Here is a 13,534-nt window from a genome sequence, read left to right as displayed (position 1 = left end):
CTCTCATGAACCCGAACCGCTCTTTGTAGCGATACATGGCGTGCGGACATGGGTGAGCTGGATCGTGGTGGCGCCGTTCGCGGCGTGGGCGGTGGTGCGGCTGAGCGGGTTCGAGCCGGACTGGCCGTGGGTGCCGATGGTGGCGTACACGCCGTACGCGGTGCTCGCGACGGTGGTGGTCCTGGTGCTGGCCTGCCTGCTGAGGCGGTGGGCCGCCGGAACGGTCGCGCTGGTTTCCGTGCTGGCGCTGACGCCTGCCGTGCTCCCACGCGTGCTGGCCGACGGCAACCCCGAGGCCGGCGGGCCGGAGCTGCGGGTGCTCGCGGCGAACCTGCTGGTGGGGCGGGCGGACACGGAGGAGCTGATGGCGCTGGTCACCGGTCTGCGGCCGGACGTGCTGGCGTTGCAGGAGTTCACGCCGGAGGCCATGCGGCGGCTGGAGGAGGCGGGGGTGCGCAAGGCGCTGCCGTACGCCGTCACGCGACCGCTGGAGGGGGTCGGCGGGTCGGCGGTGTACGCCCGGCACCCGCTGAAGGCCGGTGAGACGATCAAGTACGGCGGGTTCGGGCAGGCCAGGGCCTGGCTCACGCATCCCGGCGGGGCGCGGGTGGAGATCGTGTCCGTGCACCCGTGCGCCCCGAAGCGGATCGGGCGGCAGCCGTGCTGGCAGGCGGGGCTCGCGGCACTGCCGCGCGCGGGCAAGGAGCTCCGGGTGCTGGCGGGCGACTTCAACGCCACCCTCGATCACCTGCCGATGCGCGAGCTGCTGGCGAGCGGCTACCGGGACGCCGCCGACGTCGTGGGGCGGGGATTCGTGCCGACCTGGCCGCAGGAGGGCTCGGACCAGAACCTGCCAGGCGTGCCGATCGACCACGTGCTGGCGGACTCGCGGATGGCGGTGCGGGACTTCGAGGTGCTGCGGCTGGGGCGCACCGACCACCGGCCCGTGTTCGCCGAGCTCAGGCTCCCTTGATCGCGACTTCCGGAGTTTCGCGGGTGTCGTGGCTCGTAAACTTGGGGCTGTGGTAGAGCCCAAGTTCGAGATTCAGATGCTGCACGACCGGGTCATGATCAAGCTGGAGCAGGAGGCCGAGGAGCGGCGCAGCGGCTCCGGGATCGTCATTCCGGCGACGGTCAAGATGGCCAACCGGCTGGCCTGGGGTGAGGTGTGCGGCGTCGGCACGAACGTGCGCTCGGTCAAGGTGGGCGACAAGGTGCTGTTCAACCCGGAGGAGCAGTTCGAGGTCGAGGTGCACGCGCAGGTCTATCTCGTGATGCGCGAGCGCGACCTGCACGCGGTGGCCACCCAGGAGACCGACCACGGCACCGGTCTCTACCTATGACACGCGGATGAAGGAGAGCCACAGGTCCGACGCCCACGCCGTGCGCGGCACGTCCGCCAGCACGCGCGTCGCCTTGCCGTTCAGATCGAGCACCGTCAGCCGGTAGGCGGTGCCGTGCGCCATGACGGCGATCACGTGAGTCTCGTCCCACCAGCCGAAAAGCGCCTCTGGCCGTACGTTCACGCGCTGGGCGATCTTGCCGGTGACCGGGTCCACCAGGCAGAGCTGCTCCTTGAAGCGCGACGGGCACCACGTGGTCAGCCGCTTGCCCGACGGTGAGAACGAGTCCTCGGGTCCGGTCGGCAGGCCCGCGTCCGCGTAGGTGCGTACGACCGCGCCATCCGTGGCCCGGTAGACGCGCAGGCCCGTGCCGTACATGGAGACGAGGTTGCCGTCGGGGCTCCACCAGAAGCCCGCGTTGCGGCCCAGCCCGGACACCCGCACCGTGCGCGCGGTCTTGGCCACCACGTCCACGACCGTGAAGCCGAGCACGCGCCACTTGTCGTCCACCTTCTGCTCGACGGTGAGCGCGATCCGCTTCCCGTCGCGGGACCAGGAGGCGTAGGAGGCGGTCAGGGGCTTCTTGACCGTGCGGATCCTGGTCGAGGCGCCGGTGGCGCGGTCGGTGACGATCAGGGCGTCGTAGCCGGACCGGTACGAGCCGGGCACGCCTGCCGTCAGGCGGTCGCCGGGCGAGACGGACACTTCGGAGAGGGCCTTCTCCCAGGCGAAGGCGTCGCCGGTCGCGGATCTGAGGTAGGTGCGCTTGGTGCCGAGGCCGTAGGCGGCCAGACGTACCGGATCACCCGCTTTTTCGCGATATTTCATACCGCCGGTGCCGGGCAGCACGAGGTCCGCCCTGGCCGCGGCGGGGAGCGTCACGGGCCCCGCGTAACCCGCGGAGAGCGTCATGGACAGCGCGATGGCGATTTTGGCGATCACGCCCGCAGAATAGACAGCGAAGTACGGAATTTCGGGCGCGATACCGACCGGGTCTAGATGTAACGCTGGGCGATCGCGATCAGGTCGATGCCGAGCGTACGCAGGCCGAAGTAGACGATCACCCCGGCGACGGCCACCGTCACGACGAGCACGACGACGCGTACGAGCCAGCCCTGCTGCTTGTACCACTCCATCCAGGCGTGCAACGTGCGCTTGCCGAAGTCCAGCACCTTGCGCGCCCAGTGGAACTCCACGGCCAGCACCGCCAGCCCCGCGAACACGACCGCCCACCCCGGACCGGGGAACGGCACCATGATCAGCCCGGCCACCACCATGACAGTCCCGATCACGCCGAACACGATCTTCAGCGTGAGCGCGCCCGTGCGGGTGGACCTGATGCCGTCAAGCCAGCCATGCAGGCCCGTACGGCGCGCGGGCATGCTGGAGCGGTCGGCGGCCTCGCCCTTGATCACGTCGGCGTCGCCGGTGTCGGAGTTCTGAACCTGCACAATTCCCCCCGGCAGTCGGTGTGCCACCCAGGATACGGCGCGCCAACCAGTGACTACTTGCAGCCGACTAGCAAAACAGCAAACCCGCCAGACGGTAAATTTTCCGGCCCGGACGGAATGCATCCCGCAAACATCGGTTAATGTCTGATATGCCCGAGGTTTTGCTCCGTACCGTCACCGGTCCCGTACGCGCCGCCGCCATCACCGGCGCCGTGCTCCCCCATGAGCATCTGCGTACCGACTTGCGCTGGGGGGTCAGCATCGACTCCGACCCGTACCGCTGGCTCGACGAGGAGCACGCCGTCACCGCCGAGCTCCGCGAGCTGCGCCAGTCCGGCGGGCTCGGCCTGCTGGTCGACCTGACCTGCATGGGCATGGGCCGCGACGCCGCCGCCCTGGCCCGCATGGCGGCGGGCAGCCGGGTGCCGGTGATCGCCTCGACCGGGCTCTTCGCTGAGCCGTTCACGGACGCCGGGGACGCGGACGTGGACTCGCTCACCAGCCGGCTGATGGACGAGATCCTCAGCGGCGCGGACGACATGGGCGTGTTCCCCGGCGTGATCGGCGAGGTCGGCTCCTGGGGCGCCGAGCCCACCCCGCGCGAGGAGCGCTGCCTGATCGCCGCCGCCCGCGCCTCCCTGAACTCGCGCCTCCCCGTCGCGACGCACGGCGCGAACGCCCCCGCTCTCCTGGAGATCCTGCTCGGGCAGGGCCTGCCGGGCTCCCGGGTGGCCGTCGGCTACGCGGGCGGCGACCTGGGGGCGGCCAGGAAGATCGCCGAAGCGGGCGCGTACGTGAGCCTGGGCGTGCTCGGCCTCGGCCCGGACCAGGCGGCCAGGATCACGCTCGGCCTCATCGAGGACGGCCACGCGGACCGCCTGCTGATCAGCACGGGGCTGAGCCGGGTCGCGCAGCTGCGCAAGTACGACGGACCCGGCTACGGCCACCTCTTCGACACCCTGCTGCCGCGCCTGCGCGAGTCGGGCGTCGGCGAGGACACGATCGGCCTCATCACCCACGACAACCCGCTGCGCTGGCTGACCGACGGACTGGGTTGACCTCAACCGATGTTGAGGTTGCAGACTCGGCCGCATGACTTTCACATCAGCGGAACTGGACTACCTGTCCTCGCAGCAGCTCGGCCGCCTGGCCACCGTGGCGCCTGACGGCCAGGTGCAGAACAACCCGGTCGGCTACTTCGTCGACGCCGGGACGGGCACGATCACCATCGGCGGGCACGCCATGGGCTCTTCCAAGAAGTTCGGGAACGTCCGCAAGGGGAGCACCGTCGCGCTCGTCGTGGACGACCTGGCCTCGATCGATCCGTGGCAGGTGCGCGGCATCGAGATCAGGGGCACGGCGGAGGCGCTGACGGACGCCGATCCGCCGGTGCCGTTCTTCTCGAGAGAGGTCATCAGGATCACTCCCCACAAGATCATCTCGTGGGGGCTGGCCGGTCCGCCCGAGACCCGGAACGTGTGAAAGCTCGCTAGGATCTGGGCTACACGAGCCTTGGCCGCCGGGTGGGGATGGTGACGGAACACACGCACAGGGAGGGCCGCCTGCGCCGGCCGCTGGCCGCTCTGTCGCGCCTGACCCGGCTCGGCGACGTCCCGGTCGTGGTCATGCTGGCGTGGGCGGGCTGGCTGGCCGTCCCGTGGTCGTTCAGCGGCCTCGCCCAGGCCCGCGCCGCAGCGGCCGCTGCCGCCGCCGAGGCTGAGCCGCCGCAGGTCAATCTCTCCGCCGAGTCGGTACGCGCGTGGGCCATCCCGGCGGCACCACCCCGCCCCCTCACGACGGTGCGCCCTACGCCCACGACCGGGGACGGCACCACACCGGCCTCGATGGGGCCGGCCTCGTTGCGGGCGGGCTCGGTGGCGGCGAGCTCGGTGGCGGCGAGCTCGGTGGCGGCGGGCTCGGTGGCGGCGGGCTCGGTGGCGGCGGGCTCGGTGGGGCCGGCCTCTGTGGAGCCGGCCTCGGTCGGGCTGAGCTCGACGGGGGCCGGCTCGGAGGGGCAGGGCGGAAACGCGTCGCCGGGCGTCGCGGTTGACGGCTCTGGGCCGGCACAAGCAGCACTGCGCCACAATGGGGCGGCTACCGGCACGCTGGACGTCGGCGGGGCCGTTTGGGGCGGGCCGGGCGCGGGCGGGCTGGACGTGGTGGCGGCTGAGCGGGCCAGGATCGCCGGTGAGGTGCACGATGCGGCCGGACACGGCCTCGCGGCCATCGCCATGCAGGCCGGGCTCGCGCTCGTCGCGCTCGACGACGACCCCGAGCAGGCGCGGGAGTCGTTGCGGGCGATCAGGGAGACCAGCACCACGGCACTCGCGCAGTTGCGGGCGGCGCTCGACGGCATCGACCCGCCAGGCGGCGATCTCGCCCGGCTCATCGATGGCGTCCGGGCGGCGGGCCTGCCGGTGGACGTCGAGCCTGCGGACTTCACCGTGCCCGTCCGCCTCCAGGGCACCGTCTACCGGGTGGTGCGCGAGTCGCTGACCAACGTCCTGCGCCACGCGGGCCCCACCAGGGCGCTCGTGCGGGTGGGCGGGCATCCGGGCGAGTTCCTGCTGGAGGTGGCCGACCGTGGCGCGGGCTGGACGGGCGCTCGTGAAGGGCGCGGGCTGGCCGGGATGCGCGCTCATGTCACCGAGGCGGGCGGCCACTTCGCCGTCGGACCGCGCGACGGCGGCGGCTTCCAGGTGATCGCCCGCTTCCCCCAGGTCTCGACGTGACCGCGCCGGAGCACATGCCCACGCCGGAACCCGCGCCCGCCCTCGATCCCACGACCGTCCGCGCACCCGACCCCGTGACCGCCCTCAGGCCCGAGACCGCCCCCATGACCGAGCCCGAGCCCGTCAGCGCACCCGAGCCCGTCAGCGGGCCGGACAGCGTCGGCGGGCCGGAGGGCGTGATCAGGGTGGCCGTGGCCGACGATCAGGCGGTCGTGCGCATGGGGCTGCGGGCCTTGCTGGAGCGTGCGCCCGGCATGGAGTGCGTGGGCGAGGCCGCCGACGGGAGCGCCGCGCTGGCGTTGATCCGCCGTGCCCGGCCGGACGTCCTGCTGCTCGACATCCGCATGCCGGGCATGGACGGCCTCGCCACGCTGCGGGCCATCGCCGAGGACCCCGAACTGCGCGGCACCAGGGTCGTCGTGGTGACGACCTTCGCCGTGGACGAGTACGTCTTCGCCGCGCTCCAGGCCGGGGCCAGCGGCTTCCTGCTCAAGGACAGCGCCCCGGAGGAGCTGGTCAACGCCGTACGCGTGGTGGCCGCGGGCGAGGCGTTGCTGTCACCGGCGATCACCAAGAAGGTCATCGGCATGTTCGGGCGGCACGGCGCCGGGCCGGTCGAAGGGCTGGAGACGCTGACGCCCCGGGAGCGGGAGCTGGTGGCCTGGGTGGCCACCGGCAGGTCGAACGAGGAGATCGCCAAGGAGCTGGTGATCAGCCCTGACACCGTCCGCACCCACGTCAGCCGCGCCATGCTCAAGCTGCGCGCGAGGGACCGCGCCCAGCTCGTGGTGTTCGCCATCCGAGCCGGGGTGAGCGTGCCCGAGTGAAAGAGCCCCCGTGCGAGCCCACGCGAGGGAGCCCACGCGAGAGGGCCCGTCGCCTGGAGGGGAGCGGCGGGAGCTACTTCAGGAAGCCTTCGTAGTTGCGCTGCTGGAGCTGGGCCTCGATCTGCTTCACGGTGTCCAGCCCGACCCCGACCATGATCAACACACTGGTGCCTCCGAACGGGAAGTTCTGCTGCGTACTCGGATCCTTGAGCACCGCGAACGCCACCACCGGCAGCAGCGCCAGCACCGCCAGGTAGACCGCCCCGGGCGCGGTCAGCCGCCCCAGCACGTACGCCAGGTACCGCGCCGTCGGCCCGCCGGGCCGGATCCCGGGAACGAACCCCCCATACCGCCGCATGTTGTCCGCCACCTCCACGGGATTGAAGGTGATCGACACGTAGAAGTAGGCGAACCCGACGATCAGGAGCACGTACACGCTCATGTAGAGCGGACCGGTCCCCGAGGCCAGGTTGCGCTCCACCCACGCCTGCCCCGCGTCCCCGAGCAGCGGCGCCGCCAGCGTCGGGAGGTACAGCAGCGACGAGGTGAAGATCACCGGCACGATCCCCGCCTGGTTGACCTTCAACGGGATGTACGTGCTGCTTCCCCCGTACATCCGCCGCCCCACCATCCGCTTGGCGTACTGCACCGGGATCCGCCGCTGCGCCTGCTCCACGAAGACCACGGCGGCCACCAGGCACAGCCCCGCCGCGGTCATCACCACGAAACTGATCGGGCTCATCACGAAGATCCTCGCCATGTACCCCGGGAAGACGGCCACGACCTGCGTGAACATCAGGAGCGACATCCCGTTCCCGATCCCCTGGTCCGTGATCAGCTCGCCGAGCCACATGACCACGCAGGCCCCCGCCACCATGGTCATCACGATCACGGTCACGGCCAGCAGTCCCTCGTCCCGCAGCAGCGACCGCGTGCACCCGGGCAGGAGTTGCCCGGCGCGGGCCAGCGCGACGACCGTCCCGGCGTTCAGCACGGCGAGCCCGACCGTCAGGTAGCGGGTGTACTGCGTGATCTTGGCCTGGCCGCGCTGCCCCTCCTTCCTGAGCGCGTCCAGCCGGGGCACGAGCACGGCGAAGAGCTGCATGATGATGCTGGCCGTGATGTACGGCATGACGCCCAGCGCGAACACCGACAGCTGCAGCATCGCGCCCCCGCTGAGCATCTGCACCATGTCGAAGAAGCCGCCCCTGGCCGCCCCCACGCACTCCCGCACGGCCACCACGTCCACCCCCGGCGAGGGCATGAGCTGCCCGAGGCGGAACAGGGCGATCAGGCCCAGCGTGAACAGCAGCTTCTTTCGCAGCTCGGGCACACGGAAGGCCCCGGTAAGTGTCCTGGTCAAGACGGTCAGCATGGTCAAGGAGTCTGACCGGGGCGACCTGTGGGGGTCGTCCGCCGAGACGAGGCACCCGCGTACGCAAATCCGCGTACGACCCGACGTCAGGTCAGACGCGGTAGTCGTCGTCGCGCGCGTCCAGGATGGCCATGTGCCCCGGCAGGTGGCCGATCGCGTACTCGACGCCGCTGGCCATGACCGCCGCCTGCGGCGTGACCCCGCACGCCCAGAACAGCGGCACCTCCCCCGCCCGCACCTCCACCGGGTCACCGAAGTCGGGCCGGGCCAGGTCACGGATCCCGATCGCCGCGGGGTCGCCGACGTGCACCGGCTCCCCGTGCACCATCGGGTAGTGCCCGCTCACCTCGACGGCGGTCTTCACCAGCGCCTCGGGCACCGGCCGCATCGACACGACCAGCGGTCCCGACAGGCTGCCCGCCGCCTCGCAGGGGACGTCGGTGACGTACATCGGCACGTTCGTCCCCAGCTCCAGGTGCCGCACCGGCACCCCGGCCGCGAGCAGCGCCGCCTCGAACGTGAAGCTGCACCCGATGAGGAACGGCACCAGGTCGTCCCGCCACTGCGCCACCACGTCGCCGAGGTCCGCGACCGGCTCGCCGTCGCGGTAGAGCCGGTATCCGGGCAGGTCGGTACGGAGGTCGCCGGGGAAGAGCGGCGTGGACCAGGCCCCCGGCTCCCCCACGTCGAGCACGGGGCACGCCTGCCGGTTCTGGTGGGCGAACAGCAGCAGGTCGTACCGCAGCGGCTTGGGCACGGCGATCAGGTTGGCCTGCGTCCAGCCCCGGCACCAGCCCGCCGTGGGCACCCGCTCGCCGGCGCGGAAACGCTCCCGCGCCTGCGCCGGACTCAGCTCGGCGACGTCCACCCTTTGACAGTATGGCGGGCCGCGTTCAGCGGTCCACCACAGGCAGCGGAGTCCGCGCCTATGGCGGGCCGCGTTCAGCGGTCCACCACGCCTGCGGGGTGCCCTTACCTGAGGGGCACTCATAACAAGCGGCGAAGTCGGTGATGTTGGTACTTTCCGGGGTAGCGGGAGCGCCGTGCGCCTCGACGTGAACCTCCTCGACTACGTCCTCATCGCGATCTACTTCGCCACCGTCCTCGCCATCGGTTTCGCCGCCCGCAGGCGGATCAGCTCCAGCCTCGACTTCTTCCTGGCCGGCCGCGGGTTACCGGCCTGGATCACCGGGCTCGCGTTCGTGTCCGCCAACCTCGGCGCGATCGAGATCCTCGGCATGGCCGCCAACGGCGTGCAGTACGGCGCCATGACCGTGCACTACTACTGGATCGGCGCGGTCCCCGCGATGGTGTTCCTCGGCATCGTGATGATGCCCTTCTACTACCGCTCGAAGGTCCGCAGCGTGCCCGAGTTCCTGCGCAGGCGCTTCAACGGCGCGACGCAGCTGCTGAACGCGATCACGTTCGCGGTCGCGCAGATCCTCATCGCGGGCGTGAACCTCTACGCGCTGGCCCTGGTCATGGAGGCGCTGCTGGGCTGGCCGCTGCCGGTCTCGGTGGTGGTCTCGGCGGTGATCGTCCTGGCGTACATCACGCTCGGCGGGCTCTCCTCGGCGATCTATAACGAGGTGCTGCAGTTCTTCGTGATCCTGGCCGGGCTGATCCCGCTGACCGTGCTGGGGCTGATCAAGGTGGGCGGGTTCTCGGGGCTGGCGGACAAGGTACGGCAGAGCGCGCTCGGCGAGGGCGGCCTGCACACGTGGGCAGGCACGGCGGGCGAGAACCCGATGCAGGCGCACTGGGTCGGCATCGTGTTCGGGCTCGGGTTCGTGCTGTCGTTCGGCTACTGGACGACGAACTTCGCCGAGGTGCAGCGGGCCCTGTCGGCCAGGAACACGAACGCGGCCAGGCTCACGCCGATCATCGCCGCGTACCCGAAGCTGTTCATCCCGCTGGTGACGGTGCTGCCGGGGATGATCGCGCTCGTGCTGTTCAGCGGGTGGGGCGAGGGCCAGGACTACAACAGCGCGATCCCGCTGCTCATGCGGGACCTGCTGCCGAACGGCGTGCTGGGGATCGCGGTGACCGGGCTGCTGGCCTCGTTCATGGCGGGGATGGCGGCGAACATCAGCGGCTTCAACACGGTCTTCACCAACGACATCTGGCAGGCGCATCTGCGCCCTGACCGCGACGACGGCCACTACCTGCGCGTGGGCCGGATCGCGACCGTGGCGGGCGTGGCGCTGGGCGTCGGCACGGCGTTCATCGCGGCCGGTTACTCCAACATCATGAACTATCTGCAGGCGCTGTTCTCGTTCTTCAACGCGCCGCTCTTCGCGACGTTCATCATTGGGCTCTTCTGGCGGCGGATGACGCCGTGGGCCGGGTTCTGGGGGCTGCTCGCCGGCACGGCGGCGGCCTTCGCGTCCTACATCGCGTACAAGGCCGGGGTCGTGGACTTCGGCACCGAACTGAACGCCAGCTTCTGGGGCGCGGGCCTGGCGTTCGCCGTGGACGTCGTCGTGTCCGTGGCGGTCACGCTGGTCACCACGGCGAAGCCGGCCGAGGAGCTGCGCGGGCTGGTGTACGGGCTCAGTGCCGTCGATCTGGAGGACGACGCGCTGGCGGGTGACGCACGGTGGTACCGCTCGCCCGTGCTGCTCGGCACGGGCGCCCTCATCCTCGCCGCGGCCATGTACGGAGTGATCGTATGAGTGACATCCGAATGGTGATCGGCGGGCTGTTCCTGCTGTACGGCGTGATCCTCGTCGTCGCCGGGGCGTTCGGGAGCGCGGTCAACCTGTGGACGGGCCTGGTCATGGCCGTGTTCGGCGGCACGTTCGTCGCGTGGGCCCGGCTCAGACGGCTCTGACCGTACGCCGGGCGCACGCGATCACGGGCCGGCCCTCAGTACTCGACCTCGAACGTGTGGGGCCCGAGGGCGTACCCGTCGCCTCTGGGCACCACGTACCCGTGCGCGATCAGGTGCGCGAGGCACTCGCGCACCTCCTCCTCGGTCAGTCCGGACGCCCGTACGACCCCTGCCGGACTCGCCACTCCATGCTCGACCGCCTGGAACGCCACCGCCTCGTACACGTGGATGTCGACGTCCGACAGAGCCTGCACATCATGGACCTCGATCATGAGCGCTGTCTCGCCCCCTCTCTCAACCGGTACGGATCGACCTCACGATCCGGGTTGCGACGGAGGTATTCGGCCTCCAGCTCGTTCATCCGTGACGTGTGCACCGCCAGAGCGTCGTCCGATCCGTGGAAGAACGTGTCGCTCCGGGTGACGTGCAGTTGCCGCAGTTCGCGGAGCAGATCCTCGTCGCTGAGCTGCGCCGGGTCTATTCCCATCGTCGTCATGGGCTTCCCCTACCCCAGTGCCCTCGACAATATCTGTCACATTTCCTGACATATGGGCATTGTTTGTAAGAGATCGTCGCCTTACTTTCCCCTTATGGACCTCGAGCTCAGGCACCTCAGGATCGTCCGCGCGGTCGCGGACGCAGGAAGTGTGAGCAAGGCCGCGTCTCTGCTCGGGCTGGCACAGCCGGCCCTGACCGCCCAGCTCAAGCGCATCGAAAGGGGGCTCGGCGGCACCCTTTTCGAGCGCGACCGGCATGGCGCCAGACCCACCAGGCTGGGCGAACTCGTGCTCTCCAGAGCACGGGTGCTGCTCCCCGCGGCCCAGGAGCTACAGGAGGAAGCCGTACGTTTCGCCGCCTCCCCCACCTCCCCCGGCTACCGCCTCGGCGCGACCAACGGCCCCATCCTGGGCGGCTTGGTCGACCGGCTGTCCAGGGAACGCGCGGTCAGCACGTACACCTCCTGGTCCGCGCACGAGCTGACCAGCATGGTCGAGCTCGGCCGCCTCGACTACGTGCTGACCGGCGCCTGCGGCGACTCCGGCACGCCCGCCGGCGCGCTCGTATGGGAGTCGATCGGCCTTGACCCCGTGTTCTGCCTGGTCGGCGAGGACCACCCCGCCGCCCAGGAGAAGGAGGTGGAGCTGGCCGGCCTCGCCGGCGAACACTGGGCGGTGACTCCAGGCGACGGCTGCTTCGCCGACTGCTTCGCGACGGCGTGCGCGCGTGCCGGGTTCACGCCCGGCACGATCTACGAGACCGACGTGCCCACCTGCACCCACCTCGCCCAGGTCGGCCGCGCGGTGGTGCTCTGCCAGGCCACCCACCAGCCCGCCCAGGGCCTCGTCATGGTGCCCCTGGCGGGGGCGCCGCTGCGCTGGCGGCAACTCCTCGGCCGCCACCCCACCGCACCCGACGCCGCGTGGGTGGTGTCGCAGGCCAAGCAGGTCCACAGGGACGCGGTACGCCGCAGCCCCGTCTACTCCGACTGGCTGGTACGGAACCCGGGCTACGGCACCGCCCCATAACCCCGAAGCCCACGCCAGGAATCGTCCGTACCAGCGTCACGGGGAGGGCGTGCCTCCTGCCCCCTCCCCCTCACACCAGGTCGTACTCCCACCCCGGCCGCCACTCGAAAGGGCGTCGACCAACTCCTCCAGGGAGGTCCCGTCCAGCAGATTCCGCAGCGCCCACCGATTGGCGGAGTGCGACACCACGAGCACCTGCCGCCCCTGCCACTCCTCCGTCACATCCCGCAGAAACCCCGCCATCTCCGCCACGACCTGCCGATAACTCTGCCCGCCCGGCCACGGCGTATCGATGTGCCTGCTCCGCAAGGCCGCCACCTCGCTGAGCGGCCGCCCGTTGTAGATCCCGTAGTCGCACTCCCTGAGCCGCCGATCGAGCCTGATCTCCTTGCCGGTCCCGGCAAAGGCGATCTCCGCCGTCTGCACGGCCCGCCGCAGGTCGGAGGCATACACGACGTCCACCTCCCGCCGCCGCACCCCCAGCTTCACGGCCTCCGCCCGCCCGCGCGCGGACAACTCCCCGGGTAACCATCCGGTGGCGATGCCCGTCTCGTTGTCCAGGGTGACGGAGTGCGTCTCGTAAACCAGCTTCACGGTCACGCCCAGACGCTACCCGCCCCACCTTCCGGCCCGAATATGATCGAGTCAGGCTCCAACAACGTTGCCAGGCATGGAATGATGTCGGCGGAGACCTGTCTCTCATTCGATGGGGACGAGTCTCCCGTTCGGCGGGGAACGACGACCGGATCCGATGCTCTAGCCTTAGCATGCACGGGGGCTTGGCACGATCCTTCGGACATCCCGCCGCACGCCACACAACTGAATCCAGGGGCGGTAGCTCAGCCGGTCAGAGCATCGGACTCATAATCCGTGGGTCGTGGGTTCAAGTCCCACCCGCCCTACTCACTCCACCAGGGGCGCAGCACCAGGCGCGGACTCCGAAGGTCGGACACCACCCTCAGCGGGGACCGAACGGGGACCGCGAGTCTCGGACGCGTCCCCCACGGCCGCGAGCCTCCGGGGCACCAAAGCCACCGACGCTTCCGCCTGTACTGCTCCAAAACTCGTAAACATGGTCTGAGCTGGTGTTTCGTCGGCTCTGTCAGGCGGCCCGATGGTACTCGTTGACGGCTCCGCTGAGTACCTTTCGGCACCGAATCCGTCTTTCCAGCGGAACCACGACGGGCTCCCGTTGATCGGGTGGGAGTTGTTGGCGGGACTGGTGCGGGCGATGCGCGTTGTAGTGTTCGGCGTACTCGTTCAGGGCTGATCGAAGGTGGCGGTCGTCGTAGATGAGCATGCGGTCGGCGCATTCGGCTCGGACAGTGCGTATCCAGCGTTCGGCGTAGCAGTTGGATTACGCCGTCGATTACACCCGATGGCGACGATCAGTACCGACGCGTTCGGGTGACCCACCCGTTTCATCCGCTGTCCGGGCGCGACTTCG

16 protein-coding genes, 1 tRNA gene and 1 pseudogene are annotated in these 13,534 nt (G+C 70.2%); 10 read left to right on the top strand and 8 right to left on the bottom strand.

From position 1 onward, the window contains the following. Nucleotides 1-40: 40 nt before the first annotated feature. The gene (locus ACIBVN_RS38835) at nt 41-973 is read left to right on the top strand and encodes an endonuclease/exonuclease/phosphatase family protein (protein WP_397145272.1); all 933 of its coding nucleotides are present in this window, start codon (nt 41-43) and stop codon (nt 971-973) included. A 49-nt stretch (nt 974-1,022) separates the two neighbouring features. Then, the gene (locus ACIBVN_RS38830; RefSeq protein ID WP_139632895.1) at nt 1,023-1,343 is read left to right on the top strand and encodes a co-chaperone GroES; all 321 of its coding nucleotides are present in this window, start codon (nt 1,023-1,025) and stop codon (nt 1,341-1,343) included. On the opposite strand, the gene ACIBVN_RS38825 is transcribed toward ACIBVN_RS38830, so the two are convergent. Both ACIBVN_RS38825 and ACIBVN_RS38820 read right to left on the bottom strand, forming a co-directional pair. Further along, entirely contained in the window at nt 1,338-2,285 is a 948-nt protein-coding gene (locus tag ACIBVN_RS38825) for a hypothetical protein (protein WP_397145270.1), read from the bottom strand. The two genes, ACIBVN_RS38830 and ACIBVN_RS38825, sit on opposite strands and share 6 nt — an antisense overlap. A 53-nt stretch (nt 2,286-2,338) precedes the next feature. Next, the gene (locus ACIBVN_RS38820) at nt 2,339-2,794 is read right to left on the bottom strand and encodes a TIGR02611 family protein (RefSeq protein WP_397145268.1); all 456 of its coding nucleotides are present in this window, start codon (nt 2,792-2,794) and stop codon (nt 2,339-2,341) included. A 149-nt stretch (nt 2,795-2,943) separates the two neighbouring features. On the opposite strand from ACIBVN_RS38820, the gene ACIBVN_RS38815 reads away from it, so the two are divergent. The 4 genes from ACIBVN_RS38815 to ACIBVN_RS38800 all read left to right on the top strand — a co-directional run bounded on the left by ACIBVN_RS38815 (nt 2,944) and on the right by ACIBVN_RS38800 (nt 6,353). Beyond that, complete coding sequence (locus ACIBVN_RS38815) at nt 2,944-3,852, top strand: phosphotriesterase (protein WP_397145266.1); 909 nt, start codon at nt 2,944-2,946, stop codon at nt 3,850-3,852. A gap of 34 nt (nt 3,853-3,886) precedes the next feature. Further along, nucleotides 3,887-4,276, top strand: coding sequence for a PPOX class F420-dependent oxidoreductase (locus tag ACIBVN_RS38810; RefSeq protein WP_397145264.1), 390 nt, complete (start codon nt 3,887-3,889; stop codon nt 4,274-4,276). 47 nt (nt 4,277-4,323) lie between these two features. Beyond that, the gene (locus ACIBVN_RS38805; RefSeq protein ID WP_397145262.1) at nt 4,324-5,526 is read left to right on the top strand and encodes a sensor histidine kinase; all 1,203 of its coding nucleotides are present in this window, start codon (nt 4,324-4,326) and stop codon (nt 5,524-5,526) included. Between the two features lie 176 nt (nt 5,527-5,702). After that, the gene (locus ACIBVN_RS38800) at nt 5,703-6,353 is read left to right on the top strand and encodes a response regulator (protein ID WP_397145392.1); all 651 of its coding nucleotides are present in this window, start codon (nt 5,703-5,705) and stop codon (nt 6,351-6,353) included. A gap of 73 nt (nt 6,354-6,426) precedes the next feature. Here ACIBVN_RS38800 and secY read toward each other — a convergent pair whose 3' ends face one another. Continuing rightward, on the bottom strand, nt 6,427-7,716 hold the full coding sequence (gene secY, locus ACIBVN_RS38795; RefSeq protein WP_397145391.1) for a preprotein translocase subunit SecY: 1,290 nt from the start codon (nt 7,714-7,716) through the stop codon (nt 6,427-6,429). A 103-nt stretch (nt 7,717-7,819) separates the two neighbouring features. Then, nucleotides 7,820-8,596 (bottom strand): putative hydro-lyase, encoded by a 777-nt coding sequence (locus tag ACIBVN_RS38790; RefSeq protein WP_397145260.1) that lies wholly within the window; start codon nt 8,594-8,596, stop codon nt 7,820-7,822. A 175-nt stretch (nt 8,597-8,771) separates the two neighbouring features. On the opposite strand from ACIBVN_RS38790, the gene ACIBVN_RS38785 reads away from it, so the two are divergent. Next, nucleotides 8,772-10,403: a sodium:solute symporter family protein gene (locus tag ACIBVN_RS38785; protein WP_397145258.1), complete on the top strand. Its 1,632-nt coding sequence runs from the start codon at nt 8,772-8,774 to the stop codon at nt 10,401-10,403. Beyond that, nucleotides 10,400-10,561, top strand: coding sequence for a hypothetical protein (locus ACIBVN_RS38780; protein ID WP_397145256.1), 162 nt, complete (start codon nt 10,400-10,402; stop codon nt 10,559-10,561). The genes ACIBVN_RS38785 and ACIBVN_RS38780 overlap by 4 nt, the downstream gene beginning before the upstream one ends. Before the next feature lie 35 nt (nt 10,562-10,596). Here the strand turns inward: ACIBVN_RS38780 and ACIBVN_RS38775 are convergent, their stop codons facing one another. Then, a complete protein-coding gene (locus ACIBVN_RS38775) occupies nt 10,597-10,833 on the bottom strand; it encodes a hypothetical protein (protein WP_397145254.1) in 237 nt (78 codons plus the stop codon). Then, nucleotides 10,830-11,057, bottom strand: coding sequence for a DUF6158 family protein (locus tag ACIBVN_RS38770; RefSeq protein ID WP_397145252.1), 228 nt, complete (start codon nt 11,055-11,057; stop codon nt 10,830-10,832). Before ACIBVN_RS38770 ends, ACIBVN_RS38775 begins: the two co-directional genes overlap by 4 nt. A gap of 94 nt (nt 11,058-11,151) precedes the next feature. On the opposite strand from ACIBVN_RS38770, the gene ACIBVN_RS38765 reads away from it, so the two are divergent. Next, entirely contained in the window at nt 11,152-12,087 is a 936-nt protein-coding gene (locus ACIBVN_RS38765) for a LysR family transcriptional regulator (RefSeq protein ID WP_349453438.1), read from the top strand. Between the two features lie 36 nt (nt 12,088-12,123). On the opposite strand, the gene ACIBVN_RS38760 is transcribed toward ACIBVN_RS38765, so the two are convergent. After that, nucleotides 12,124-12,687 carry a histidine phosphatase family protein gene (locus tag ACIBVN_RS38760; RefSeq protein WP_397145250.1) on the bottom strand — a complete coding sequence of 188 codons (564 nt, stop codon included), beginning with the start codon at nt 12,685-12,687 and terminating at the stop codon, nt 12,124-12,126. Between the two features lie 228 nt (nt 12,688-12,915). On the opposite strand from ACIBVN_RS38760, the gene ACIBVN_RS38755 reads away from it, so the two are divergent. Then, nucleotides 12,916-12,989, top strand: a tRNA-Ile gene (locus ACIBVN_RS38755). Nucleotides 12,990-13,189: 200 nt separating this feature from the next. Here the strand turns inward: ACIBVN_RS38755 and ACIBVN_RS38750 are convergent. Then, nucleotides 13,190-13,429 (bottom strand): annotated as a pseudogene (locus tag ACIBVN_RS38750) (integrase core domain-containing protein); the annotation flags it as partial. Nucleotides 13,430-13,534 lie beyond the last annotated feature (105 nt).

This window comes from Nonomuraea sp. NPDC049400, from assembly GCF_044466425.1.
Lineage (GTDB): Bacteria > Actinomycetota > Actinomycetes > Streptosporangiales > Streptosporangiaceae > Nonomuraea.
Note: the sequence above shows the minus strand (reverse complement) of the source record. Positions and strands in the feature narration are given on the sequence as shown.

Bases quoted from the DNA above. Each gene is read 5' to 3' on its own strand.
- ACIBVN_RS38815 (WP_397145266.1), top strand. From the start codon at position 2,944: ATGCCCGAGGTTTTGCTCCGTACCGTCACCGGTCCCGTACGCGCCGCC.
- ACIBVN_RS38810 (WP_397145264.1), top strand. From the start codon at position 3,887: ATGACTTTCACATCAGCGGAACTGGACTACCTGTCCTCGCAGCAGCTC.
- ACIBVN_RS38805 (WP_397145262.1), top strand. From the start codon at position 4,324: ATGGTGACGGAACACACGCACAGGGAGGGCCGCCTGCGCCGGCCGCTG.
- ACIBVN_RS38780 (WP_397145256.1), top strand. From the start codon at position 10,400: ATGAGTGACATCCGAATGGTGATCGGCGGGCTGTTCCTGCTGTACGGC.
- ACIBVN_RS38775 (WP_397145254.1), bottom strand. From the start codon at position 10,833: ATGATCGAGGTCCATGATGTGCAGGCTCTGTCGGACGTCGACATCCAC.
- ACIBVN_RS38770 (WP_397145252.1), bottom strand. From the start codon at position 11,057: ATGACGACGATGGGAATAGACCCGGCGCAGCTCAGCGACGAGGATCTG.
- ACIBVN_RS38765 (WP_349453438.1), top strand. From the start codon at position 11,152: ATGGACCTCGAGCTCAGGCACCTCAGGATCGTCCGCGCGGTCGCGGAC.